Source organism: Lactococcus cremoris subsp. cremoris KW2, from assembly GCF_000468955.1.
In the GTDB taxonomy this organism is placed as follows: domain Bacteria; phylum Bacillota; class Bacilli; order Lactobacillales; family Streptococcaceae; genus Lactococcus; species Lactococcus cremoris.
Genome location: NC_022369.1, coordinates 1,991,817 through 2,014,703 on the forward strand (window position 1 = coordinate 1,991,817; position 22,887 = coordinate 2,014,703).

At 36.7% G+C, this 22,887-nt stretch carries 22 protein-coding genes; 5 read left to right on the forward strand and 17 right to left on the reverse strand.

Annotated elements, in window-relative coordinates; genetic code table 11:
- Window positions 1–7 precede the first annotated feature (7 nt).
- The 5 genes from KW2_RS09490 to KW2_RS09510 form a co-directional block, all read right to left on the reverse strand.
- The gene (locus tag KW2_RS09490) at window positions 8–601 is read right to left on the reverse strand and encodes a TMEM175 family protein (protein ID WP_021037807.1); all 594 of its coding nucleotides are present in this window, start codon (window positions 599–601) and stop codon (window positions 8–10) included.
- A 13-nt stretch (window positions 602–614) separates the two neighbouring features.
- Window positions 615–1,214 carry a serine O-acetyltransferase gene (gene cysE / locus KW2_RS09495; RefSeq protein WP_011835759.1) on the reverse strand — a complete coding sequence of 200 codons (600 nt, stop codon included), beginning with the start codon at window positions 1,212–1,214 and terminating at the stop codon, window positions 615–617.
- A 105-nt stretch (window positions 1,215–1,319) separates the two neighbouring features.
- On the reverse strand, window positions 1,320–2,090 hold the full coding sequence (locus KW2_RS09500; protein ID WP_021037808.1) for a hypothetical protein: 771 nt from the start codon (window positions 2,088–2,090) through the stop codon (window positions 1,320–1,322).
- A 267-nt stretch (window positions 2,091–2,357) separates the two neighbouring features.
- Window positions 2,358–4,658, reverse strand: a complete 2,301-nt coding sequence (pnp, locus tag KW2_RS09505) for a polyribonucleotide nucleotidyltransferase (RefSeq protein WP_021037809.1) — start codon at window positions 4,656–4,658, stop codon at window positions 2,358–2,360.
- 280 nt (window positions 4,659–4,938) lie between these two features.
- Window positions 4,939–6,084 (reverse strand): hypothetical protein, encoded by a 1,146-nt coding sequence (locus tag KW2_RS09510; RefSeq protein WP_021037810.1) that lies wholly within the window; start codon window positions 6,082–6,084, stop codon window positions 4,939–4,941.
- Between the two features lie 364 nt (window positions 6,085–6,448).
- On the opposite strand from KW2_RS09510, the gene KW2_RS09515 reads away from it, so the two are divergent.
- Window positions 6,449–7,414: a ribose-phosphate diphosphokinase gene (locus tag KW2_RS09515; protein WP_021037811.1), complete on the forward strand. Its 966-nt coding sequence runs from the start codon at window positions 6,449–6,451 to the stop codon at window positions 7,412–7,414.
- A 104-nt stretch (window positions 7,415–7,518) separates the two neighbouring features.
- On the opposite strand, the gene KW2_RS09520 is transcribed toward KW2_RS09515, so the two are convergent.
- On the reverse strand, window positions 7,519–7,950 hold the full coding sequence (locus KW2_RS09520; protein ID WP_021037812.1) for a universal stress protein: 432 nt from the start codon (window positions 7,948–7,950) through the stop codon (window positions 7,519–7,521).
- A 300-nt stretch (window positions 7,951–8,250) separates the two neighbouring features.
- Between KW2_RS09520 and KW2_RS09525 the strand changes: the two genes are divergently transcribed.
- Together KW2_RS09525 and KW2_RS09530 are read left to right on the forward strand one after the other, a co-directional pair.
- A complete protein-coding gene (locus tag KW2_RS09525) occupies window positions 8,251–9,375 on the forward strand; it encodes a cysteine desulfurase family protein (protein ID WP_041168658.1) in 1,125 nt (374 codons plus the stop codon).
- A 25-nt stretch (window positions 9,376–9,400) separates the two neighbouring features.
- Window positions 9,401–9,745, forward strand: coding sequence for a DUF1831 domain-containing protein (locus KW2_RS09530; RefSeq protein ID WP_011835765.1), 345 nt, complete (start codon window positions 9,401–9,403; stop codon window positions 9,743–9,745).
- 89 nt (window positions 9,746–9,834) lie between these two features.
- On the opposite strand, the gene tuf is transcribed toward KW2_RS09530, so the two are convergent.
- Window positions 9,835–11,022, reverse strand: coding sequence for an elongation factor Tu (gene tuf / locus KW2_RS09535; protein WP_003132374.1), 1,188 nt, complete (start codon window positions 11,020–11,022; stop codon window positions 9,835–9,837).
- Between the two features lie 243 nt (window positions 11,023–11,265).
- On the opposite strand from tuf, the gene KW2_RS09540 reads away from it, so the two are divergent.
- Together KW2_RS09540 and KW2_RS11975 are read left to right on the forward strand one after the other, a co-directional pair.
- Window positions 11,266–11,448 (forward strand): SPJ_0845 family protein, encoded by a 183-nt coding sequence (locus tag KW2_RS09540; protein WP_011676873.1) that lies wholly within the window; start codon window positions 11,266–11,268, stop codon window positions 11,446–11,448.
- A gap of 58 nt (window positions 11,449–11,506) precedes the next feature.
- Window positions 11,507–11,623 carry a DUF4044 domain-containing protein gene (locus KW2_RS11975; protein ID WP_014570713.1) on the forward strand — a complete coding sequence of 39 codons (117 nt, stop codon included), beginning with the start codon at window positions 11,507–11,509 and terminating at the stop codon, window positions 11,621–11,623.
- A 59-nt stretch (window positions 11,624–11,682) separates the two neighbouring features.
- Here KW2_RS11975 and ileS read toward each other — a convergent pair whose 3' ends face one another.
- From ileS to rlmB, 10 genes are all read right to left on the reverse strand, one after another.
- Window positions 11,683–14,481 carry an isoleucine--tRNA ligase gene (gene ileS / locus KW2_RS09545; RefSeq protein ID WP_021037814.1) on the reverse strand — a complete coding sequence of 933 codons (2,799 nt, stop codon included), beginning with the start codon at window positions 14,479–14,481 and terminating at the stop codon, window positions 11,683–11,685.
- Window positions 14,482–14,930: 449 nt separating this feature from the next.
- Window positions 14,931–15,866, reverse strand: a complete 936-nt coding sequence (locus KW2_RS09550; RefSeq protein WP_021037815.1) for a DivIVA domain-containing protein — start codon at window positions 15,864–15,866, stop codon at window positions 14,931–14,933.
- Between the two features lie 56 nt (window positions 15,867–15,922).
- The gene (locus KW2_RS09555; protein WP_021037816.1) at window positions 15,923–16,714 is read right to left on the reverse strand and encodes a YlmH family RNA-binding protein; all 792 of its coding nucleotides are present in this window, start codon (window positions 16,712–16,714) and stop codon (window positions 15,923–15,925) included.
- Window positions 16,711–16,986 carry a YggT family protein gene (locus tag KW2_RS09560; RefSeq protein ID WP_021037817.1) on the reverse strand — a complete coding sequence of 92 codons (276 nt, stop codon included), beginning with the start codon at window positions 16,984–16,986 and terminating at the stop codon, window positions 16,711–16,713. Before KW2_RS09560 ends, KW2_RS09555 begins: the two co-directional genes overlap by 4 nt.
- A complete protein-coding gene (gene sepF / locus KW2_RS09565) occupies window positions 16,986–17,576 on the reverse strand; it encodes a cell division protein SepF (RefSeq protein ID WP_014572100.1) in 591 nt (196 codons plus the stop codon). Before sepF ends, KW2_RS09560 begins: the two co-directional genes overlap by 1 nt.
- A 33-nt stretch (window positions 17,577–17,609) precedes the next feature.
- On the reverse strand, window positions 17,610–18,287 hold the full coding sequence (locus KW2_RS09570) for a YggS family pyridoxal phosphate-dependent enzyme (protein ID WP_011676879.1): 678 nt from the start codon (window positions 18,285–18,287) through the stop codon (window positions 17,610–17,612).
- Between the two features lie 3 nt (window positions 18,288–18,290).
- Entirely contained in the window at window positions 18,291–19,544 is a 1,254-nt protein-coding gene (ftsZ, locus tag KW2_RS09575; protein ID WP_011676880.1) for a cell division protein FtsZ, read from the reverse strand.
- Window positions 19,545–19,573: 29 nt separating this feature from the next.
- The gene (gene ftsA / locus KW2_RS09580) at window positions 19,574–20,944 is read right to left on the reverse strand and encodes a cell division protein FtsA (protein ID WP_011835775.1); all 1,371 of its coding nucleotides are present in this window, start codon (window positions 20,942–20,944) and stop codon (window positions 19,574–19,576) included.
- Window positions 20,945–21,106: 162 nt separating this feature from the next.
- On the reverse strand, window positions 21,107–21,976 hold the full coding sequence (locus tag KW2_RS09585; RefSeq protein ID WP_021037818.1) for a DegV family protein: 870 nt from the start codon (window positions 21,974–21,976) through the stop codon (window positions 21,107–21,109).
- A gap of 116 nt (window positions 21,977–22,092) precedes the next feature.
- The gene (rlmB, locus tag KW2_RS09590; RefSeq protein ID WP_021037819.1) at window positions 22,093–22,821 is read right to left on the reverse strand and encodes a 23S rRNA (guanosine(2251)-2'-O)-methyltransferase RlmB; all 729 of its coding nucleotides are present in this window, start codon (window positions 22,819–22,821) and stop codon (window positions 22,093–22,095) included.
- Window positions 22,822–22,887: the final 66 nt, after the last annotated feature.

Below are 22,887 nucleotides of genomic sequence, written 5' to 3' on the forward strand. Positions count from 1 at the left end.
TTCCTTCTTAATCTTCATCATAAACAATTGAGGTTACAAGAGAACGTATTGGCAGATAGAGCAATGGTATTCCTGTATAAGCAGAATAACCAAGACTCGAAATCACAATAGCAATCACTGACATAGCTAACAAATCCCAAGGTTTGCGTGCCTGATGCCTACTGATTTTTACTTCGTTTAAACGATAAGCAGCTTTGATAATCAAAGAAGCAAACCGTGAGGTCACAATAATATATATAACATAGACTATTGTAAAATAAGCGGGATGACTACCATTATCAGTTTGAGTCATAAAGGGGAAAAGTGAAACAAGCATGAGAAAAATCGTATAGGCGAATATCTGCCAACCACTCATTTTCTTTATCCGTCCAAAAAACTTACTAAACTGAAAATAATATGAAACAACAACTAGAAAACTCACAAAGAAAATAATGAGTGAACTACTTGTTTCACGAAAATCATAATGATTAGTTCCAATAAATTTTGGCAAAGGAATCTCTAAAACCATAATCGTCGCAATAATAGACATTACCGCATCAGTAAACGATTTCAAAGTGCTAAGCATATGTCCTTCATAAACAGCTACTTTTCTCTTTTTCACTTCTCATTCCTCCTCACAAATGTGACGAATGATAGCTCGCTTCACGTTGCTCTTCAAGATTTGTAATCCGTTCCAAATCCTTTTTACCTTTAACTCGAACAACTTTTGCGGGAATGCCGACAACAGTAACCTCGGCTGGAACATCTGTTACCACAACAGCACTTGCTCCTACCTTTGCATTCATCCCAACTTCGATTGGGCCCAAAAGCTGTGAATGGGCCGAAATCAAGGCACCTTGTCTAATGGTTGGATGCCGTTTCCCCTTGTCTTTACCCGTTCCACCCAGGGTCACTCCGTGATAGAGTTTTACATCGGATTCTACAATCGCCGTTTCACCAATGACTAAACCTGAACCATGGTCGATAAAAACCCCATGAGCAATTTCAGCTCCTGGATGAATTTCAATTTGCGTCCAAAAGCGCCAAAATTGGGAATGCATCCGGGCTAAAAGTTTCAAATTATGGCGCCAAAGAAAATGTGAAATTCGGTGAGCCGCAAGTGCTTTTACTCCCGGATAGGTCAACAACACTTCTAATGCCGTTCGAGCGGCTGGGTCATTTTCCTTGGTCACCCGAATCGCTTCAGACCAAAAACCTTTCTTTTTTTCTTTCATTTTTTCCTACTTCGCTAAAAAATACTTACAGTAATTATACCATAAGCATTGTGGGCCTTGTTGTTAAAAAAATGCTGCCGAGACTTAATTACTCTGTTAATTCATTTAATCTCTTACCAATTCTTCCCAAGTAACCATTGAATTTTGAACTTCTTCTTGTGAAAAATCCAATGGATTTACAGTAATTCCAAGGCTTTTTCCTAAATCATTCATTGTTTCAGCATCTGATTTCAACAATTCATCAAGTTTCAAAAGTAATACTTGGCCATTGTTTTCTTTAAAGGCTTGACTAAAATAATCTTCATTATGCCATTTAGCCAAACTGTCTAAGTTATCAAAAACAGGAAGATATTCTTCATTTTCTTGATTGATTAAATTTGGAAAAGTTCTTTGATTCGTTGTAGTCACAAAAGCTGGTACGAAGTAATATTTTTCTCTTTGTTCAGCAGAAGTGTTTTCTGGACTGAAAACTTTATTCAAAATTTCCGTATAATGAATCAAAAATTGCATTAATTCCGGTGTTCCGAAATAAACCGTATTTCCTTTATCCTCATCTTGAGGCAATTTTGGATTGATTGCCAAAATATCAATATCAGTTTCCATTAACTGATCCAATATATCAATCAATGAGTGAAGTTCCCATTCTGTTTCAAAATCTGTCAGTTCTGACAGAAAAACTTCCAAGTCTTCTTCTGTTGTAAAGACAGGTAAAGCCTTATGGTCTTCAATCGGAACAAAAAAGACTGATTTTGGGGCGAGTACTGGAAATTGGTGAAAAGCATAGACCAAGGACAAATCTTCCATAAATGATCCTGGATTTGCTAATGAGACACGCAGACGTTCATCCAATTCTGGATTAAGGTTATAATTAGACATATTTTTTGCTGACAGACCTGTCAGTGATTACTTACAAGCTAAGTAAACAAATAATTTACTGACAAATTTAAGATTATTCCTCGCCTGTTTCTGTCATAACGTAACCTTCGGCGCTTTGCCTTTATTTCATTCGCTTGAGCGGATAGAAAAAGGGACAACACAGTACGAAATGCCTAGAGAACACTTAGGAATAGGCTAGTGTTTTCATCAGTAAATTTTTAGCTTTTTTAGGTCTATTTTTACAGCTTTTCCATTTTAAATTTCAGTTTATTCTGGCTTTTTAGTTGAAAGCTCTGGAAACTCATGGTCAACGTGTGATTTGCGTTCACGAAGTTCAAAACTATGATTTCCGCTATTGTTGTTATGGTTATTACGGTCGTTGTTGCGACGATCGAATCCATTTCCATTACGACGGTCCTTATTATCACGACGTTCACGTGGTTTACGCTCAGGTTCAACATAGCCTTCTGGTTTTTCAACCAAAGCACGCATTGACGCATCAACACGTCCTTTATCATCAATCTTCATGATTTTCACTTTAACTACATCGCCTAGTTTCATGACATCTTCAACTTTGGCCGTACGTGCCCAAGCCATTTCTGAAATGTGAACCATAGCATCTTGTTTGCCAAAGAGATTGACAAAGGCACCAAAACTTTCAATACGAACCACTTTTGCTTCATAAACTTCGCCAACTTTTGCTTCACGAACAAGTTCAGCAATAATTTCTTTAGCACGATCAATCGCTGATTGGTCAGAAGAGAAAATTGAACAAAGTCCTTCATCATCAATGTCAATTTTAACCCCAGTTTCTGCGATAATTTTATCGATTTGTTCGCCACCTTTACCGATGACCACTTTAATCTTATCTACAGGAATCGTAATTGTATCAATTTTAGGAGCAGAAGGCGCCAACTCTTCACGCGGTTGCGCAATTGTTGCTTCAATCACGTCTAAGATTTGGAAGCGAGCAGTTTTGGCTTGAGCAAGAGCTTCGGCAAGAATTTCTGGTGTAATTCCAGAAATCTTAATATCCATTTGGAGAGCAGTAATTCCTTCACGAGTTCCCGCAACCTTAAAGTCCATATCACCAAAATGGTCTTCAAGTCCTTGAATGTCGGTCAAAACAGTATAGTTCGTTCCATCCGAAATCAAGCCCATCGCAATTCCAGCAACTGGCGCTTTAATTGGCACACCCCCAGCCATCAGTGCAAGTGTTCCCGCACAAATTGAAGCTTGTGATGAAGAACCATTTGATTCCAATACCTCAGCAACTAACCGGATAGCATAAGGGAATTCTTCCAAAGAAGGAAGGACTTGTTCTAAAGCCCGTTCTCCGAGTGCTCCGTGACCAATTTCACGTCGACCTGGTGCCCCGTAACGTCCAGTTTCACCAACAGAGTACTGTGGGAAATTGTAGTGGTGCATAAAACGTTTTTTATATTCATCATTTAAGCCATCAATAATTTGCGCTTCATTCATTGGTGCTAAAGTCAAGGTTGACAGGGCTTGAGTTTGACCGCGAGTAAATAAACCAGTTCCGTGTGTAATACTACGTGGAGTAAAGTCAATTTCCGCATCCAATGGACGAATTTCATCAATTTTACGTCCATCAGGACGGATTTTATCTTCGGTAATCAGACGACGAACTTCTGCATGTTCCATTCCTTCAAGAATTTCAGCAAGATCACGCAAAATGATTGATAGATTTTCATCATTTTCATATTTTGCACTGTAAACAGAAATTATTGCCTCTTTAACTGCTTTTGTTGCTGCTTCACGCGCTAGTTTTTCTTCAACTTGAACGGCTTTTTGTAAATCTGAATTGTAAGCTGCAATAACTTCGGCTTTCAAATCTTCATCAACATGCAAAAGTTCAACTTCAGCTTTTTCTTTTCCAACTTTCGCAACAATTTCATTTTGAAATTCGATTAATTCTTTAACAGCATTATGTCCAGCCAAAAGTGCACCAAGCATCACTTCTTCTGACAATTCCTTTGCCCCAGACTCAACCATGTTAATGGCATTAATGTTTCCAGCAACAGAAAGTTCCAAACTTGAAGCCGCTTTTTCTGCAACAGTTGGATTGATGATATATTTTCCGTCAATATAAGCAACTTCAACACCAGCAATTGGACCATCAAATGGAATATCAGAAATTGCCAGAGCAAGAGATGAACCAAACATAGCTGCCACACGACCAGACGCATTTTCATCATAAGAAAGGACAGTATTGATTACTTGCACTTCATTACGAAAACCTTCGGCAAACATTGGACGAATTGGACGGTCAATCAAACGAGCTGTCAAAGTCGCATCTGTTGAAGGACGCGCTTCACGTTTGTTAAAACCTCCTGGAAATTTTCCTGCAGCATACATTTTTTCTTCATAATTCACTTGTAGTGGGAAGAAATCACCTGTAGCCATTTTACCCATTGTAGCAGCTGTCAAAACTGTTGTATCTCCATAACGTACAACTACAGCTCCATTTGCTTGTTTTGCAACTTGACCTGTTTCAACAGTTAAAGTTCGTCCTGCAAATTCGATTGAAAATGTTTCTTTTGCCAATGTTATTCTCCTTGACTTGAAATGCTTAGAATTTTTTCTAACAGTCCAGTCTCCTGCTTTTGCATTATTTTTAGTCTACGTGTTTCTAAACAAAAATCAAATTGTCATCACTGATTATTTTGTCAGTAAATTTTTTTCTGATGAGAGATTTTCTTTTCTGTCAGTAAACATTTTGCTGACAAATTCATTTTTGTATAGAACTACACGTATGTCCCATTATACTATATTTTGAGAAAGAAAAAAAGGCTCATAGAGAGCCTTTTAGACAATTTTTAGTTCATTAGTTAGCGGCTTTTACAGCAACTTCACCTGATACTTTGAATTGATTTGCAGCTGGAAGAGCTTTGTAAGTGTCAAGTTGTTCTTGAGTTGCAAAGTAAAGATTTCCAGTGATTTCAGATTGGATTGATTTACCATCAGTTCCTTTCATGTCGCGAGCTTCAATTGAAGCATCTTTACCGACATAAACGTCACCTTTAATATTACCACCTTCAAGGTCAAAGGCTGGTGAGTTAACAATCAAACGTCCAACAGTCAATGTATAAGATTTAGTTACTTGGTGTTGATCATTTTGGCTAATCATCGCAAGTGTACGTTGAACAGCCGCTTTTTCATTGAGGAAAGTTCCATCAATTGTAAGGTCTTTTCCTGAAGCATCAACGTCAGCATTAGTAGCTACAAGCCAAGCACCATTTTTACCAAGTGCTTTTTTCAATACTGAAACATCAGCAGTTCCAGTTGTTGCACCAGTTTTTGTATCTGTACCATTTCCTTCAAATGAATAAGTTACATTACCATGAGCACCGGCAGTAATTCCACCAGGTTTGAATGAAACAACATCACCTTTAACAACTGAAGTTGTACCAGTTACTTTAACTTTTTGAGCATCTGGTAATTTATTGTAAGCGTCAAGGAGGTCTTGGCTAGCAAAAGTCAAGTTACCATCAATTGTTGCTTGTCCTTCAACACCTGTACCAGTTTGTCCGTGGAAGCCAGTTGCAAATACATCAACATTTCCTTTAACAGTACCATTTGAAATATAGAAACCAGGAGATTTCACTTCAATTTTATCAACTGTCAAAGTATAACGAGCAGTAATTTTATGGCTGCTATCTTGATTGTAGATTGCCAATTTACGAGCAACTTGTCCGTCACCCAAGAAAAGTCCTTCAACAGTCAAAGTTTTGCCTGAAGCGTTCATATCACCTTTAGTTGCATTCAACCAAGCGCCATTTTTAGCAAAACCTTTTTGCAAATCAGAGAAGTTACTTGTTCCTTGAGTTGCACCAGCAAAAACTTCTGCTTTAGATGATTGTTCTGTTTTTTTATCAGAGCTACTTGATGAGTTATTACTTCCACAAGCGGCAAGTAAAGAAACTGAGAGCACTGAGACAGCAAGAAGTGAAATCACTTTTGTTTTTTTCATTTTTAATTCCCCTAAAAATAAATAATTTGTTCGTAACACTTAGCTTTCACGAACCTTACAGAACCATTGTAACACTTCACTTATGTAAACGCAAGACTTTGCCGCAACTTTCACAAACTTTACTTTTCCCATTTTTTGAAAATGTTTTCAAAAGCGTATTCTTAAACGTTTAAAGCGCTTTTTTAAATTATTAGAATTTTAAGTTTGTGAATTTATTTTTCACTTATAAAATTTTTTCTAAATACTCTTAACTTTTATTTTCATATTAATTCACAAAGATATTTATCGATATAGACTATGAAAATCATCATATTTTTGCTAAAATAGAACTATATTATTTCATAAAAGAAAATGGAGAGAAATCGTGGTTTACTCTGATTCACACTTAAAGCTTTTTGCCTTAAACTCAAACCCTGGTCTTGCTGAGAAAATTAGCCAATTTACAGGAGTTCCTCTAGGAAAACTTTCTTCAAAACAGTTTTCTGACGGTGAAATTATGATTAACATGGAAGAAAGTGTCCGTAGTCAAGACATTTTCATCGTTCAATCAACCAGCTGCCCTGTTAATGATCACCTTTGGGAATTGCTTATCATGATTGATGCATGTAAACGTGCTTCTGCTCGTACGATTAACATCGTAATTCCTTACTTTGGCTATGCTCGTCAAGACCGTACTGCGACTTCTCGTGAACCAATCACAGCAAAATTAGTTGCTGATATGATTGTTAAAGCTGGAGCTGACCGCGTACTCACTCTTGATATTCATGCTGTTCAGGTTCAAGGATTCTTCGATATTCCTGTAGATAATCTTTTCACTGTTCCACTTTTTGCTGATTACTATCGTAAAAATGGTTTATTTGGTGACGATGTTATCGTTGTTGCTCCTAAAAATTCTGGTATCAAACGTGCACGTTCACTTGCTGAATACTTAGAATCAGCAATTGCCATTGTTGACTATGAAGATGATGATAAAAATCGTGAAAATGGTTATGTGATCGGTAATGTTGCTGGTAAAAAAGTAATTCTAATTGATGATATCTTAAATACAGGGGTGACTTTTGCTAACGCTGCGAATGTCGTTCGCGAAGCTGGAGCCAGCGAAATCTATGCTGTTGCCAGTCACGGATTATTCACAACAAACGCTGCTGATGTTCTTGAAAAAGCAGACATCAAAGAAATCTTGGTAACAGACTCTGTAGTTACTGAGCACCGTAAGCCTTTGAACGTGAAATATTTAAGTGCCGCTGAATACTTAGCTAGTGCAATTCTTCGTATTCATGAAGGACGTCCGGTTTCTCCACTTTTTGAACATGAAAAACCTCAAGATTAAAAGAATTTTCTAATTTAAAACAATAAAAATACCAAGCTAGATTTGGTATTTTTATAATCCTTTTAGAAAAATAAAAAGTCATCTAATGACAACTTTTCTCTTTTTTATTTAACAACCATCACGTTGCAAGAGGCATGATTAACAATGTACTGTGTTGTTGAACCGATAATAAAACGGTCAATGGCATCAAGACCTGTAGAACCTAGAACGATTAAATCAATATTATTTTCTTTTGAATAATTAATAATTTCTCTTTTGGGGCTTCCTGTTAAACGGACAATTTCAAAATTAACTTCTGTATCTTTAAGATATCCTTGAACTTGATCCACCACATAATCGGAATGCTCTTGTACACTTTTATAAAGTGTCATTGTATCCAAATGTACCGGAATATTTGCCAGTTTATCATTTAAAACATACAATATTTTCAACTGTGAATCATTCGCTTGAGCGGTTTCGATTGCTTCCCGAAGTGCATCATAGGATTGTTCTGAACCATCTACTGCGACTAAAATATTTTTATATTGTTCAACCATAATAAAACCCTCCCTAAGAATATTATATAATTAAATAGAGAAATATACCATCAATAGATGACGTTTAATCGTTCAATTTGATATTTCAATCTAGCAAATAAACTTATCAAGATTCAGATAAAAAAGATAAAAAAATGTTAAAATAGAGCTTATCAGATAAGGAAACGATTTAATACTGATAGAAAAATTATAATCTTTCTATCAGTAAAGTATGCAAAGATAAAACACTAACTTTTACAAAAAAATATTAAATCCTTATAAAAATATCCACTAATTACTACGAAAGGTAGGAAAAATAAAATTATATATTTAGATAACGCAGCTACTACTCCACTTCTTCCTGAGGTCATCACCGCAATATCAGAAAGTTTATCAACTAATTTTGGAAATCCCTCAAGTATCCACACTCTCGGACGTGCTGCTAGTCAGATTGTTCGCAAATCCCGTGAAACGGTCGCCACTGCTCTTGAAGTTCCAAGTCGAAATATCATTTTTACCTCTGGCGCTAGCGAAGCCAATAATCAAGCTTTAATTGGTTATGCCTTGGCAAATAGAGATAAAGGAAATCATATTATCACTACAGCTATTGAACATCCATCTGTTTTAAATACTGTTCAATACCTTCATGACCGTTATAAATTTGATGTGACTTTTGTAAAACCAAATGCTGATGGAACTTTTCCAGCGGCACTCATTGAAAAAAACTTGCGTCCAGACACAATTTTAGTCAGCATGATGTGGGCTAATAATGAAACAGGACAACTGCTTCCAGTAAAGGAAGTCGGAGAACTTTTGAGTCAACATCAAGCCGTTTTCCATGTTGATGCAACACAAGTTATAGGAAAAATTCCAGTTCACCCTCTTGAAATTGGCGCCGATTTCTTATCTGCTTCTGCTCATAAATTTCATGGACCAAAAGGTGTCGGCTTCTTATACTATAATGAACTTCTTCACTTTGATGCTCTGATTCATGGTGGTGAACAAGAAGAAAAAAGACGGGCTGGTACAGAAAATCTTCACTCACTGGTTGGTCTAGCTAAGGCCTTAGAAGTCGCACTTGAAGATATTGAATCTAATTATCAAGCAGTCGAAGAACTCAATTACCACTTGCTCAGTAAATTAAAAGAACAAGAAATTCCTTTTTATAAAAACAATTTTGGTCCAAGTATGCCTCATGTTCTTAATCTTGCTTTCCCAAATGAGAATCATGACTTATTACTGACAAAACTGGATTTAGCTGGTTTTGCAATTTCAACAGGTTCTGCTTGCACTGCTGGAACAATTGAACCTTCTCACGTTCTTGAGGCAGTTTACGGAAAAAATTCTGGTAAACTCAAAGAAAATATTCGTATTTCATTTTCAGAATTAAACACACTTGATGAAGTTAATCTCTTTGTTGAAAAGCTTAGTTCTATTTTAAAATAAATTAATATTTAGTCAGGAGAATGCAATGGCATTTATCACAGAAAAACATTTAGAGGGAAGCAAGTATGTTTATCAACTTGCGCCTACCGTTAAAAAATTCACTCTAAAAGATACAACTTTTATCCAAACTAAAATTGGTAATTTTGAATTTAAGAGACTTCTTGAAGAAGTTCCAAATTCAAATGAAGGATTTTTATTAAAAATTATCGTTAATCCTGATTTATCTGGTTTTAAGCTTTCAGTTACTGACAAATCAGGATTACGCAATGTTGATATTTTCAAAAATGCGAATGAAATGATTCAAAATAAGTTTTATTTCCAAATGGATGCACTTGTTGACCGCGGTGTATTTACAAAATCAGAAATTTAAAAAACTCCCTATGGGAGTTTTTATTTTACTAAAATTTTATATAAAAAAAACTGTCATAAATGACAGTTTTTATTTGCTTAGTTTTATAATTAAGCTTTGATTTCAGCAACGATACCTGAACCAACAGTACGTCCACCTTCACGGATAGAGAAAGTAGTACCTTGTTCGATCGCAACTGGGTGGATCAATTCAACGTCGATATGTACGTTGTCACCAGGCATTACCATTTCAGTTCCTTCAGGAAGTTTAACTGAACCAGTAACGTCAGTTGTGTGGAAGTAGAATTGAGGACGGTAGTTGTCGAAGAATGGAGTGTGACGTCCGCCTTCTTCTTTGCTCAATACGTAAACTTCACCTTCGAAAAGTTTGTGTGGAGTGATTGAACCTGGTTTAGCAATAACTTGACCACGTTCGATTTCGTCACGTTGGATACCACGGAGAAGTGCACCGACGTTATCACCAGCAAGACCTTCAGTAAGTGTTTTACGGAACATTTCGATACCAGTAACAACAGCTTTCTTAGTTTCTTCTTTGATACCAACGATTTCAACTTCGTCACCAACTTTAACAGTACCACGTTCGATACGTCCTGAAGCAACAGTACCACGACCAGTGATAGAGAATACGTCTTCGACTGGAAGAAGGAGTGGTTTGTCAGTGTCGCGTTCTGGAGTTGGGATGTATTCATCAACGATGTCCATCAATTCTTCAACTTTAGCAACCCATTGTGGTTCACCGTTCAAAGCACCAAGTGCTGAACCAGCGATTACAGGAATATCGTCACCTGGGAAGTCGTATTCGCTCAAGAGGTCACGAACTTCCATTTCAACGAGTTCCATCAATTCTTCATCATCAACAAGGTCTGCTTTGTTAAGGAAGACGATAAGGTATTTAACACCAACTTGACGTGAAAGCAAGATGTGTTCACGAGTTTGTGGCATTGGTCCGTCAGTTGCAGCAACAACGAGGATTGCACCGTCCATTTGGGCAGCACCAGTGATCATATTTTTAACGTAGTCCGCGTGACCTGGAGCGTCGATGTGGGCATAGTGACGTTTTTCAGTTTCGTACTCGATGTGAGCAGTGTTGATAGTGATACCACGTTCGCGTTCTTCTGGAGCAGCATCGATAGATGCAAAGTCAGTCGCTTTAGAGTAACCTTTGTCAGACAATACTTTAGAGATTGCAGCTGAGAGGGTAGTTTTACCATGGTCAACGTGTCCGATAGTACCAATATTAACGTGTGGTTTGCTACGGTCGTATACTTCTTTAGCCATTTTAAAAATGTCTCCTTTGGGGAATTTGTTTTATTATAGGTAGTCTGCATAATTGCAATCTACCGTTCCTTATCATTATACTTAAAATCGTTTTGAAATGCAAGTCTTATCAGCCTTTAATCGCATTTTTTCAATAAGTTTTTTCATATATCTAGCTTTTTTATCTCTTAAGTAGTAAAATGGTTCTAGTGTTGCTCTTCTCTTTTCGAGCACTGTAAATTATTTAATTCCAAGGAGAATATAATGGGACTAACTTTTAGAAAACGTGATGATTTTGACAAAATGATGGATGATTTAGGTGTCTCAACTGTTGACTTAGTGACTGATGATGATAAGAAGACAGTTCCTTCTCCTGAAAAAAAAGAAGACCCTTTCGCTAAATTCTTAGCTCCAAAAGAAACGAATAATGAAAAAGACCCAAACTAATTGAAAAGTCTTCTTTTTCTTGTTACAATTAATTAAAAATATTCTTATTGAGGAACTTATGGCATATAAAAAACCACAAAAAAGTACTTTCCAAAAAGTCACGATGGTCGTTGTGATTATCATGGTCGTTCTAACGCTTTTCAGCGTTCTTGCATCAATGCTCGCTGTATTGTAATTATTAAATTTTAAAATAAAAAAGTTACTGACAAATCTGTCAGTAACTTTTTTTATATATTAATCTTCAAAGCCTTCTACAAGGACTTCTGGAAATTCTTTTTCAACGATATGTGCACAATGTTCACAAAGCATTTTGAGATTTTCATTGGCGTTATGTCCAACTGTTTCATCAGTTCTGCGACAACGGTCACAAACATCACCAGCGGCATGTTCCACAAGAACAGCAAGGTCATCAAATTTCATAGCTGCTTCTGGTGCATCACTTACAGTTCCGTTCGCTACTACAAAGTTTGATACAATCAAAAGTTGCGCAACATTTTCGTCAATTGCTGTCAGTAAAGTACGTACAACTTCATTTGGATAAATTGTCACTGTTGCTTCCAATGATTTACCAATAAGTTTCGCTTCACGAGCACTTTCCAAAGCTTTCAAAATCTTATCACGGAAGTCAAGGAATTCTTGCCAATTTCCTAATAGTTCTTCACTACCTGGAATTTCCGCTGCTTCTGGCATTTCTGCAAGATAAGCAAAATTTTCTGGTTCATGCTCTAAGTAAGTCCATGTTTCTTCTGCTGTATGAGGCAAAATTGGAACAAGAACTTTTACCAAATCTTTCAAAATAACATACATAACTGTTTGCATTGAACGTCGTTCTGGTGAATTTGCGGCTTCAATATAAACCACATCTTTTGCAAAATCAAGATAGAACGATGACAAATCATTAGTGATGAAATTAATGATTGATTTGTATACACTCATAAAACTGTAATTATCATAAGCTTTACGGATTTGTTTTACAAGTTCATTAAATTTCACAAGCATATATTTATCTACTGGACGAAGTTCAGCAAAGTCAATTCCATCTTCTTTAGGATTAAAATCAGATGTATTTGCGATTAAGAAACGCAAAGTGTTACGGATTTTACGGTAAACTTCAGAGACTTGACTGAGAATATCCATAGATACACGAACATCTGATTCGGTATCAATTGAGGCCACCCAAAGACGGAGAATATCGGCACCAAATTTCTTAGTGACATCTTTTGGCACAATTGTATTTCCAATTGATTTAGACATTTTGCGACCTTTACCATCCAAAACGAATCCTTGTGAAAGAACTGCTTTATATGGTGCTACACCATTTACCGCCACTGAGGTTGTAATAGATGAGTTGAACCAACCGCGGTATTGGTCTGATCCTTCAAGATAAAGATCCGCTGGGAAGCTAAGATAGTCACGTTCGTTAAGGACACCATTCCAAGAAGAACCTGAATCAAACCAAACGTCCATGATGTCTTTTTCTTTTGTAAATTCACCATTTGGTGAAGCTGGATGAGTAAATCCTTCTGGTAGAAGGTCTTTTGCTTCACGTTCAAACCAAACTTTTGAGCCAAATTCAGCAAAAAGTTTAGCTACGTGCTCAGTTGTTTCTGGTGTGATAATTGGTTCTCCATTTTCACCGTAGAAAATTGGCAATGGTACTCCCCAAGCACGTTGACGTGAAATGACCCAATCCCCACGGTCGCGAACCATGTTGAATAAACGAGTTTTCCCCCATGGAATAACCCAATCTACTTTTTCAACTTCATCCAAAATATTTTGACGGAAGTCATCAATTGAAGCAAACCATTGCGGTGTGGCACGGAAAATGACTGGTTTTTTAGTGCGCCAATCATGCGGATAACTGTGAGTGAAGAATTCAAGTTTCAATAAAGCATCTTTTTCTTCAAGCCATTTACTGACGATTTTATTTCCATCATCATAAAAGACGCCTTCAAGACCAGGAGCTTCGTCAGTATAATAACCACGATTATCGATTGGTGACAAGACTGGCAATTTGTATTTACGACTAGCAAAATAGTCATCTTCACCATGACCAGGAGCAACGTGGACAAGTCCAGTACCAGAATCAAGTGTGACGTAATCTGCATTCATGATTAGTGTTTCACGGTCATAAAATGGGTGCTTAGCAACCATGTATTCTAAATCAGAACCTTTCAGGGTTTGAAGAACTTCTAGATTTTCCCATTCAAGTTTTTCAGCAACGGCCTCAAGCATTTCAGAAGCAATCACAAATTTGCGATTATTAACCGCCACAACTGAATAATCATAGTCAGGATGAGCAAAAATTCCCAAGTTTGATGGAATGGTCCATGGCGTTGTTGTCCAGATAACAAATTCAACATCTTCTGGCAATTTTCCTTTGGTATCTTTAGCTTTAAAGGCTACAAAAATTGAGGCTGAACGAACATCTTGATATTCAATTTCAGCTTCAGCAAGTGAACTTTCAGATGAAGGTGACCAATAAATTGGTTTTTGTCCTTTATAGATGTATCCTTTTTCAGCCATTTTCCCAAAAACGCGAATTTGAGCCGCTTCGTATTCTGGCAATAAAGTCAGATATGGACGATCCCAATCGGCCAAAACACCGAGTGATTTGAAGTCTGAACGTTGCATGTCTACTTGTTTCATCGCATATTTGCGACATTCTTCAAGATAGTCAAGCAAATCCATCTCTTTACGTTTCATACCTGCTTTAGCAAGTTGTTGCTCAATTGGCAAACCATGAGTGTCCCAACCAGGAACATAAGGAGCACGGAATCCTGCCATTGATTTATAACGAACAATAATATCTTTTGAAATTTTGTTTAAAGAATGTCCAAGGTGAATATTCCCGTTTGCATAGGGAGGTCCATCATGGAGCATAAATGAAGGTTTTCCCTCATTTAATTCTTGACGTTTCTCATAAAGCGTAGCGTCTGACCAATCTTTTTGCCAGTTGGGCTCTTTATTTGGCAAGCCTGCGCGCATTGGAAAAGCTGTTTTCCCCAAGTTCAAAGTATCTTTGATTTTCATATTTTCTTCTTTCTATTTTTTAATCTTTGTTTTTTAATCTTTGTTTTTTTGTGGATAATCTAATAAAATAATTTATCCAATGTAAAAGAAAACTATCTTATTTCTCACCCATGAAAAGCAATCTTTTATTTGAGCTATAAACCCAAGACTTCCTTTAAAGTTCTGAACTAAACAAAAAAACGGCCTTTCGTAAAGGACGAAAAACCGTGGTACCACCTTCATTTTTTCTGTCAGTAAAACTTACTGACAGAAACTCTAATCGCGTAACGTGCGATACGCTTAAACTTACTTTGAGTTCAGTTCAAGATTTCTCTAATTTAATTCGAGATAAGAAAATCTGTCAGTAAAATTAGAAATTCAATCAGCTGATAATAAGAAAAATAGGGAATACGAGTCTTCCATCATCACTCGCTTGCTTTAATTATATTTTTTCTCATCTTGGTCTGATTTTAATTTTTTAATTCGCTTAAATCAATTGTTTCTTGATTATCTTTTTCAACAAGCTCAGTTGTTTCAGCTGGTGCTTTCGCTTCTAATTCTGGAAAAATTTCTGAATCATCAGCTTTAGGTGTATCAATTTCTGAATGCTCAGGACTTTCATCAGCAACTGTTTCAGTCACTTCAGCAACTTCTTCTTTTGCTTCAGTAGGAACTTCAGTTTCTTCAATATTTTCAGAAGACTCAATCGGCTCAGCTTCTACTTCTGGCTCTTCAGCGTTTTCGTTTGCTTGTGCAATTTCTTCATCTGTTAAAGGTTGAATTGCTTGGGTTTTTACTAAAGTTGATTCAGCGTTTTCCAAATGTTCTTCAATAATCATTTGCAATTTTTCTTCAGGATTAATTGAATAATCTTGTGTTGGTCTGAAAATTTCAGCCCAATCATCTGATTGAATAGAAGCAAGTTGATTTTCAATAATCGAAGTCATACGTTGATGATAGAGACGCATTTTGCGTTTTAAATCATCAGTATCACGTACTAACTTACGAGCATCATCAGAAGCAGCATTTAAAATATTACCAGCTTCTTTTTTAGCCGCTTCAATTATTAACGAACTCTTTTGTCCAGCATTTGCAATAATTTCTGCAGATTCTTTTTCAGAATTAATTTTTAATGTGTCAGCTTCACTTTTCGCTTGTTCACGAAGATTATCAGCAGCATCTTGGGCAACGACAATTGATTTATTCAATGAATCTTTCATGTCATCAAAATATTTCACGCGTTCACGTAATGCTTTTAATTCACGTTCTTGATCTTTTATTGTTTGAGCAAATTCATCATAATCTCGAACAACGATATCCAAAAATTCATCAACTTCATGTTTACTGAACCCACGAAATTGTGGATTAAAGGTTTTGTTTTGAACATCTAAACTATTTAATGCCATCAATCACTCCTCTTTATCCTTAGAAAATCTCATCAAAGCGATTTTCGTCTTAGAAACTATTTTTTTTGATTTCTAATAAGTTCTATTTCAACTCTCTGTTTTCCCTTTTTAGTCAGGCCTAAGAGGCTCAAAATTTTGATGCGTCCAAACCCTCGGACACTAATCAAATCACCAGCTCCAACAGAGAAATCTTTTTTATCAATTTCTTGGTAATTAATCTTAACCTTCTTTGATTCTAACATATTTGTAGCAATATTGCGAGAGATTTTGAAAGCGATAGCAATCATTTTATCTATCCGCAAACCATCAAGAAGTACAACTTCCTGAATAGCTCGCTCAGTATCTTGAGCTAAATCTGTCAGTGAAATTTCATCAATCTTAACTGCTGCTCGTCCAATTTTATCAATCGATTTAAAACTTTCGACAAGATGTTTACTGACAAAAATCTGAATTTTGCTGTCAGTAACAATGATGTCACCTAATTCTTGGCGTTTAACACCTGCTTGTCCTAAGAAAGTCCCTAAGACTTGTGCATGTGAAATTTGAACAAATTTGATTGCATAAGATATTTCCAGTAAAGCAATATCGAAATCATCTTTGTCAAGCACATAAAAATTTGGAGCCAAAATTATTTTGACTAATTCTGTTTGTGCTAACTCCGCGCTAGAAAAAACTTGGACTTCTCTTTTATTTGCTAATGTTTTCAAAATCTCTACTTCACGAGGATTAAGAAAAAATGTACTTATTACCGAATAAGTCTCTTCAACTTGACTTATCCAATCTAAACAACGATCAATAAAATGACGTTCATTTGCTTGAAAGTGTTGATAAACATTTTCGGTAATCAATGGAATACACCATTAAATACAATAATAATGAACCGTTGAACAAATTGTAAAACAATGAGAGCAACCAAGATTGTGAAATCTAGTCCCCAAATTTGTAATGGTAGATTTTCAAATAAACTCAAATAGGGGCGAGAAACCTTAACAATTAACCGTCCAAACCAAGTTTCATAAAGAGTTGGAATCCAACTCATCAAGGCATAAATTATTAAAATAATTGAATAAAAATCCAATAAACGTAAAAGCCAGTTTATTATTGTAATTATAATAGGCATTAGTAAATATCATAACTTTCAAAATTTTGACCAGCTAAGATAGACATTTCTTTTGCTGCATCAACTGTAATATTCGCTGGAGTCATCAAGAAAATTTGACCACCCACATTTTGAATATCACCATCAAGGGTAAAGACCACCCCAGTCATGAAGTCAATTGAACGACGCGCTTGAGCGTCACCCATAAATTTAAAATTGACAAGTACACATTCGCCATTTTTGACGATGCGTGCTGATTCCATGATGTCTGCATAGGCACGTGGTTCTTTAATTGCAATAGTAGAGACCGTTGCAGCTAATGATTGAGCTTGCGAAACGGTTTGTTGTTGTACGATTTTTTCAGGCATAGGTTTTGAGAAAGTTGAAGCAGAGCGTTTTGGCGCTGCTGTTTGTGCTTGCGGTTTTGGAGTTGATTGTGCTGGGCGACGACTTTGATAGTCTGCTTGCACTTTCCGCTCTTCAACCTTTGGTTTTGGCGTAGATGCCACCGTTGGCCTAGATTCTTGCACAGGACGTGTAGGTTCGTTGAACTCTTCATCATCCTCTACAAAATAATCTCGTAGATTATTCATCCAATCTTTAAATGCCATATTTTCCTCCGTTGTTTACGTTAATCTTTAAGCTTATAAATCTTTAAAAAATTCTGTGCCGATTCGAACAAAAGTTGCTCCATTTTTAATGGCAATTTCATAATCCCGACTCATTCCCATGCTTAATTCTGTGCAGGGGATTTTTGGAAGATTCATTTCAGAAATTTCAACTTGTAATTCTTTCATTCGTCCGAAAATGTCATTACATTCGCTTTCAGTCGCATCAAACGGAGCCATTGTCATCAATCCAACAATTTCAATATTTTCTAACTCAGAGAAATCAGCTAAAGTTTCCTTAAGCTCATCCACAGAAAAACCATGTTTACTTTCTTCACCAGAAATATTAACTTCGATAAAACACTTAATGAGATGCTCAGCTCGCTTACTTATTTCCTGCGCTAATTTCAAAGAATCTAATGCATGAAAATAATCAACATAATTAATAACTTTTTTAACTTTACGTCTTTGTAAATTACCAATTAGATGCCAAGTAATCTCACAATCTTTTAGAGCTTCATATTTTTCTAGAAAAAGTTCTGTCCGATTTTCTGCCAAATGTGAAATTCCATTTTCAAATACTTCGCGTGCAAGATTAGCTTCAACAGATTTTGTTACAGCAACGACTGAAACTGACTGATTAGAATAAGAAGACGCAGCTTTTGCTGCATCCACATTATTCAGTATTCTTTTAACATTCTCTTTAATCGTCATAGATTAATTTTTACGGAAGAATGGTGGTGTATCAAGGTCTTCATCTGTAGTTGGTACTCCACCAAAACTTGTTACTGAAGAAGTATCGCGTGTGTTACTTACGTTTTGACGTGTTGAAGTTTCACGGCGAATATCCCAATCTCCAAATGCTGAAGATTGATTTTGTCCTTGTTGAGTCGCTTGCGGTTGTTGTTGACTTTGCATTGGACGACTTGTTTGAGCATGTTGCATATTAGAATTATGTGTCAAATTAGGTTGACGACGTGATTCTGGTTGCAATCCCAAAGCTTCATCTGCATCTTCTTTAGCAACACCAGTTGCAACAACTGTTACACGGATTTCATCTTTAAGGTTAGGATCAATTGCTGTACCTAACATAATATTAACATCATTACCAGCTGCTTGGATAACAATTTCTGAAGCATCTTGTGCTTCAATCAAACTCATATCCATTCCACCTGTCACATTCAAAAGAACATTTTCAGCTCCTTCAATTGTAGTTTCAAGAAGTGGTGAGTAGATTGCTTTGCGAGTTGCTTCGATAACTCGTTCTTCACCAGTCGCAACTCCGATACCCATAAGAGCATCACCTTTATTTTCCATGACTGTTTTAACATCGGCAAAGTCAAGGTTAATCATTCCTGGGTTAGTAATCAAATCAGTAACCCCTTGAACACCTTGGCGCAAAACATTATCAGCTTCACGTAATGCCTCAGTCAATGGAGTTTTCTTATCAACAATTTCAAGCAAGTTGTTGTTTGAAATGATAAGAAGCGTATCAACATTTGCACGAAGAGCTTCAATTCCTTCTGTTGCAAAATATGAACGTTTTGAGCCTTCGAAACCGAAAGGACGAGTAACAACACCAACAGTCAAAGCACCAAGTTCTTTAGCGATTTGAGCAATAACTGGTGCAGCACCTGTACCAGTTCCACCACCCATACCAGCAGTGATGAAAATCATATCTGATCCTTCAAGGGCTTGTGAAACAGTTTCAGCTGATTCTTCAGCTGCACGTTTACCCACTTCAGGTTGTGCACCAGCACCCAAACCACGAGTCAATTTTGGGCCAAGTTGAATTACTGTATCTGCTTTTGAACTACGCAAAGCTTGTACATCAGTGTTTGCAGCGATAAATTCAACGCCAGAAACACCTTCTTCAATCATACGGTTGATGGCATTACCACCACCACCACCAACACCGATAACTTTAATTACAGCACCAGAAGTTAAGTCTGTATCAAATGAAAATTCCATGTTTTTATTTCTCCGTTTTTACTTTCAGATTAGTCAAAGAGGTTGCCAAAGAAACTTTTGGCACGGTCAACAAGACCTTCTTTTTCTTCTTCGGGCTCAGTTACTTTTTGAGTTGCAACTGGACGCGATTGAGGTTCAGTGTAGAAATCATTTTCTACGTCAGCTACTGTTGTCACTTGTGGTGCGATTGTTTGAACAGGAGCAACGTAAGTTTCTTCAGCTGCCGTATAGGCATAATCGCCAGAAAAAGCTTGTGATACTAAAACATCAATATCACTTCGACTTCCGATATAATTAACTACACTAATGACTTGAGCGAACGCAGGATTGCGCAAGCCCATTTCTCCAGGAACGTAAAGACGAGCATTCATTCCCAAGATTTTTGTTGCTAAATCAACAACACCTGGCATAGCAGCTGTCCCACCGACTAAAATCAGTCCTCCAGGAGTTTCTGATGTGTGTCCGTGTTCCAAATCTTGACGTACGCGATTAAAGACTTGAGTCATTCGCGCTTCAATGATTTGTGAGAGGTAGTATTCTGTGATTTGTTCTGGTTCATCTTTACCAACAACATCAACAAGGAAATACTCATCTTGACTTGCACGTTCAGTACTTGCTTCACCATAGTTGACTTTCAAGTCTTCCGCTGCCGAAACAGAGGTATTTAAGACAGTTGAAATATCTTTAGTCACATAGTCGCCACCTTCAGGGCTTGTATGTGTAAATTTCAAAGATTGATCTTTTACAATGCTAACTGTTGTTTGTCCAGCACCTAAATCAACCATGATTGTTCCAAATTCGCGTTCGCCTTCTGTGAGCACATATTGTGCCATTGCAAGAGGAGCAATAACAATATTGTCAACAAGCAATCCAGCACGTTCAACAACTTTACGAACATTATGAACAAGAGTTTTAGGGCCAGTGTAAACAACCCCACGAATTTCAAGTCGAACACCAAACATTCCACGTGGATCTGATATGCCTGTAAAGCCATCCACTGTAAACTCTTTTGTTTCTACAGCAATAATTTCTCTTTCAGGAACAATCCCACGCATTAAAGCGTTTTGAACGACTTGAATCACATCGTTATCTGTAATTTCTTTTGTATCACTAACAATTGGGACCATACCTTGGCATGGTTCCATTTCGAGGGAATTTGCTGGAATGCTCACGTTAATTCGATCAATCGTGATTCCGGCACGTTCTTCAGCAGCATTTACAGCTTTTCGTAATGCTTGTGCTACCTTCTCAATATCTACAATAATTCCATTTTTAAGGCCATCGGATTTTGCGTTTCCGACACCAATTATATTCATTTCACCTGAGACGTATTCAGCAACAAGCACCTTTATTGTGTTTGTCCCGATATCTACGCCTGTATAAAGTCCACTTTTGGCCATAAAAGCGACTCCTTTCCCTCACACATCACGATTCATATTTTTTTTTAATAAATTAGGTAAGTGTACAGATAATTTTATATACAATTACACTCATTAATTATTTTAACATAAAATCACAGTAAAACAAGAGTTTAGCTGTGATTTTTTCAGTTTTTTATTAAATTATTCTCTACTTTGTCTACTTATTGAAAAAATTGCTATCGTCCCGTCTCCTGTATGGGTTACAATTGTTGGACTGAGTGGGCGAACATCGACATCGCTAATTCCATTTTTTTGCATAGCTTGTTTCTTGATTTCTTGAGCTACTTCATCTGTGCCCGAATAAGAAATAACCAAGCGTGGATAAGCCGTATCCATTTCCTCAAGCGTTTTTTCAAGCATTTGATTTATCGCTTTTTTCTTCCCACGAACTTTGGTCACTTGTCGTAACTTACCTGCAGGATCAACATCAAGTAAGGGTTTGATATTCGCCATGGTTCCAACCAAGGCTACAGCCTTTGGTATTCGGCCTCCTCTTGCAAGATGGTTTAAATCGTCAACCATGAAACGACTCTGTAAACGTGGGATGATATCTGCCAAGACTTTCAGAGTTTCTGTCAGTGATTTCCCCGCATCTCTAAGTTTGACAGCTTCTTCAACGATGAATCCTTCTCCTGATGCTGCCGCAAGTGTATCAATAACTGTTATTTTTGCCTTAGGAAATTCTTCTAAAATCATATTTTGTGCAATAAGGGCAGACTGATAAGTTCCAGAAAGCCCAGATGAAAAAGCAAGATAAAGAAGTTCTTCCTCAGCCAAGGCATATTTTTTAAACACTTCTAAAAATTGTCCCGAATTGATTTGGGAAGTGTGAACCGTCGCTCCTTTTTTGATTGCTGTAAGGAGTGTACTGTTGTCTAGCGCCTCTTCTCCAATGGTTTCATAGGTCTGATTACCAACTGTTACGGTCATTCCTAATATTTCAATATGGTTTTTTTTAAGATAATATTGACTCAAGTCTGATGTTGAGTCGGTCATGATTTGAAAAGTCATAAAAATCCTTTCTTTTTATTACAAATGACAGCAATGGTGCTTCATTGACAGCTTGTTTAAAGAACACTCATTGCCTATTTGTGATTAGAAACAAGCTTTAATTTCATCAGTAAATATTAAAGACGATTTCTGAAAACTTCGTACATCAAAATACTTGCTGCTACTGACGCATTAAGACTTTGCACATGTCCTACCATCGGAATTGTAATCATTTCATCAACTTGCTTTTTGAGGTTCTGACCAATACCGTGTCCCTCATTACCAATAATTAAAGCAATTTTTCCTTTAGTATTCCATTTGTTATAAACCGTACCATCCATATCTGTTCCAAAAATCCAAAATCCAGCACTTTTTAGTTTATCTAAAGTTTGTGACAGATTAGTTACTCGAACTACGGGCACATGTTGTAAGGCACCTGTTGATGCTTTAACTGCTGTCGGTGTAATACCAACTGCTCGATGTTTTGGAATAATAATTGCATCCACACCAGTTGCATCAGCTGTACGTGCAATAGAACCCAAATTGTGAGGGTCTGTCAACTCATCTAAAATTAAAATTGTAGCATCTGCTTTTTCCGCTAATTCTGGAAGCAATGTTGCTAAATCAGCGTAAGCAAATTCAGAAACCCTTGCCATAAATCCTTGATGGACTCCATTTTCTGTCAGCTTATTTAATTCTGTTTTGGGAGTCCATGAAATATTAACTTTCTTAATTCGTGCGAGTTCTTTTATTTTTTCAACATTTTTTCCGCGCAAATCTTCTTGAACGTAAAGCTTGTTGACAAGGTCTCCGTTTAGTGCTTCCGTGACCGCATGCAATCCGTAAATCAAATCTGTATTTTCCATGAAATCATTATATCATTTTTAAAGAAAAAAACCTGTCTCAATTCGTCATTTTATTTGATTATGTAG

Coding starts and splice junctions, on each gene's coding strand:
- cysE (WP_011835759.1), bottom strand. CDS start 1,214: ATGAAAGAAAAAAAGAAAGGTTTTTGGTCTGAAGCGATTCGGGTGACC.
- KW2_RS09500 (WP_021037808.1), bottom strand. CDS start 2,090: ATGTCTAATTATAACCTTAATCCAGAATTGGATGAACGTCTGCGTGTC.
- KW2_RS09510 (WP_021037810.1), bottom strand. CDS start 6,084: ATGAAAAAAACAAAAGTGATTTCACTTCTTGCTGTCTCAGTGCTCTCA.
- KW2_RS09520 (WP_021037812.1), bottom strand. CDS start 7,950: ATGGTTGAACAATATAAAAATATTTTAGTCGCAGTAGATGGTTCAGAA.
- KW2_RS09530 (WP_011835765.1), top strand. CDS start 9,401: ATGGCATTTATCACAGAAAAACATTTAGAGGGAAGCAAGTATGTTTAT.
- tuf (WP_003132374.1), bottom strand. CDS start 11,022: ATGGCTAAAGAAGTATACGACCGTAGCAAACCACACGTTAATATTGGT.
- KW2_RS09540 (WP_011676873.1), top strand. CDS start 11,266: ATGGGACTAACTTTTAGAAAACGTGATGATTTTGACAAAATGATGGAT.
- KW2_RS11975 (WP_014570713.1), top strand. CDS start 11,507: ATGGCATATAAAAAACCACAAAAAAGTACTTTCCAAAAAGTCACGATG.
- ileS (WP_021037814.1), bottom strand. CDS start 14,481: ATGAAAATCAAAGATACTTTGAACTTGGGGAAAACAGCTTTTCCAATG.
- KW2_RS09550 (WP_021037815.1), bottom strand. CDS start 15,866: ATGGCATTAAATAGTTTAGATGTTCAAAACAAAACCTTTAATCCACAA.
- KW2_RS09560 (WP_021037817.1), bottom strand. CDS start 16,986: ATGCCTATTATAATTACAATAATAAACTGGCTTTTACGTTTATTGGAT.
- sepF (WP_014572100.1), bottom strand. CDS start 17,576: ATGGCATTTAAAGATTGGATGAATAATCTACGAGATTATTTTGTAGAG.
- KW2_RS09570 (WP_011676879.1), bottom strand. CDS start 18,287: ATGACGATTAAAGAGAATGTTAAAAGAATACTGAATAATGTGGATGCA.
- ftsZ (WP_011676880.1), bottom strand. CDS start 19,544: ATGGAATTTTCATTTGATACAGACTTAACTTCTGGTGCTGTAATTAAA.
- ftsA (WP_011835775.1), bottom strand. CDS start 20,944: ATGGCCAAAAGTGGACTTTATACAGGCGTAGATATCGGGACAAACACA.
- KW2_RS09585 (WP_021037818.1), bottom strand. CDS start 21,976: ATGACTTTTCAAATCATGACCGACTCAACATCAGACTTGAGTCAATAT.
- rlmB (WP_021037819.1), bottom strand. CDS start 22,821: ATGGAAAATACAGATTTGATTTACGGATTGCATGCGGTCACGGAAGCA.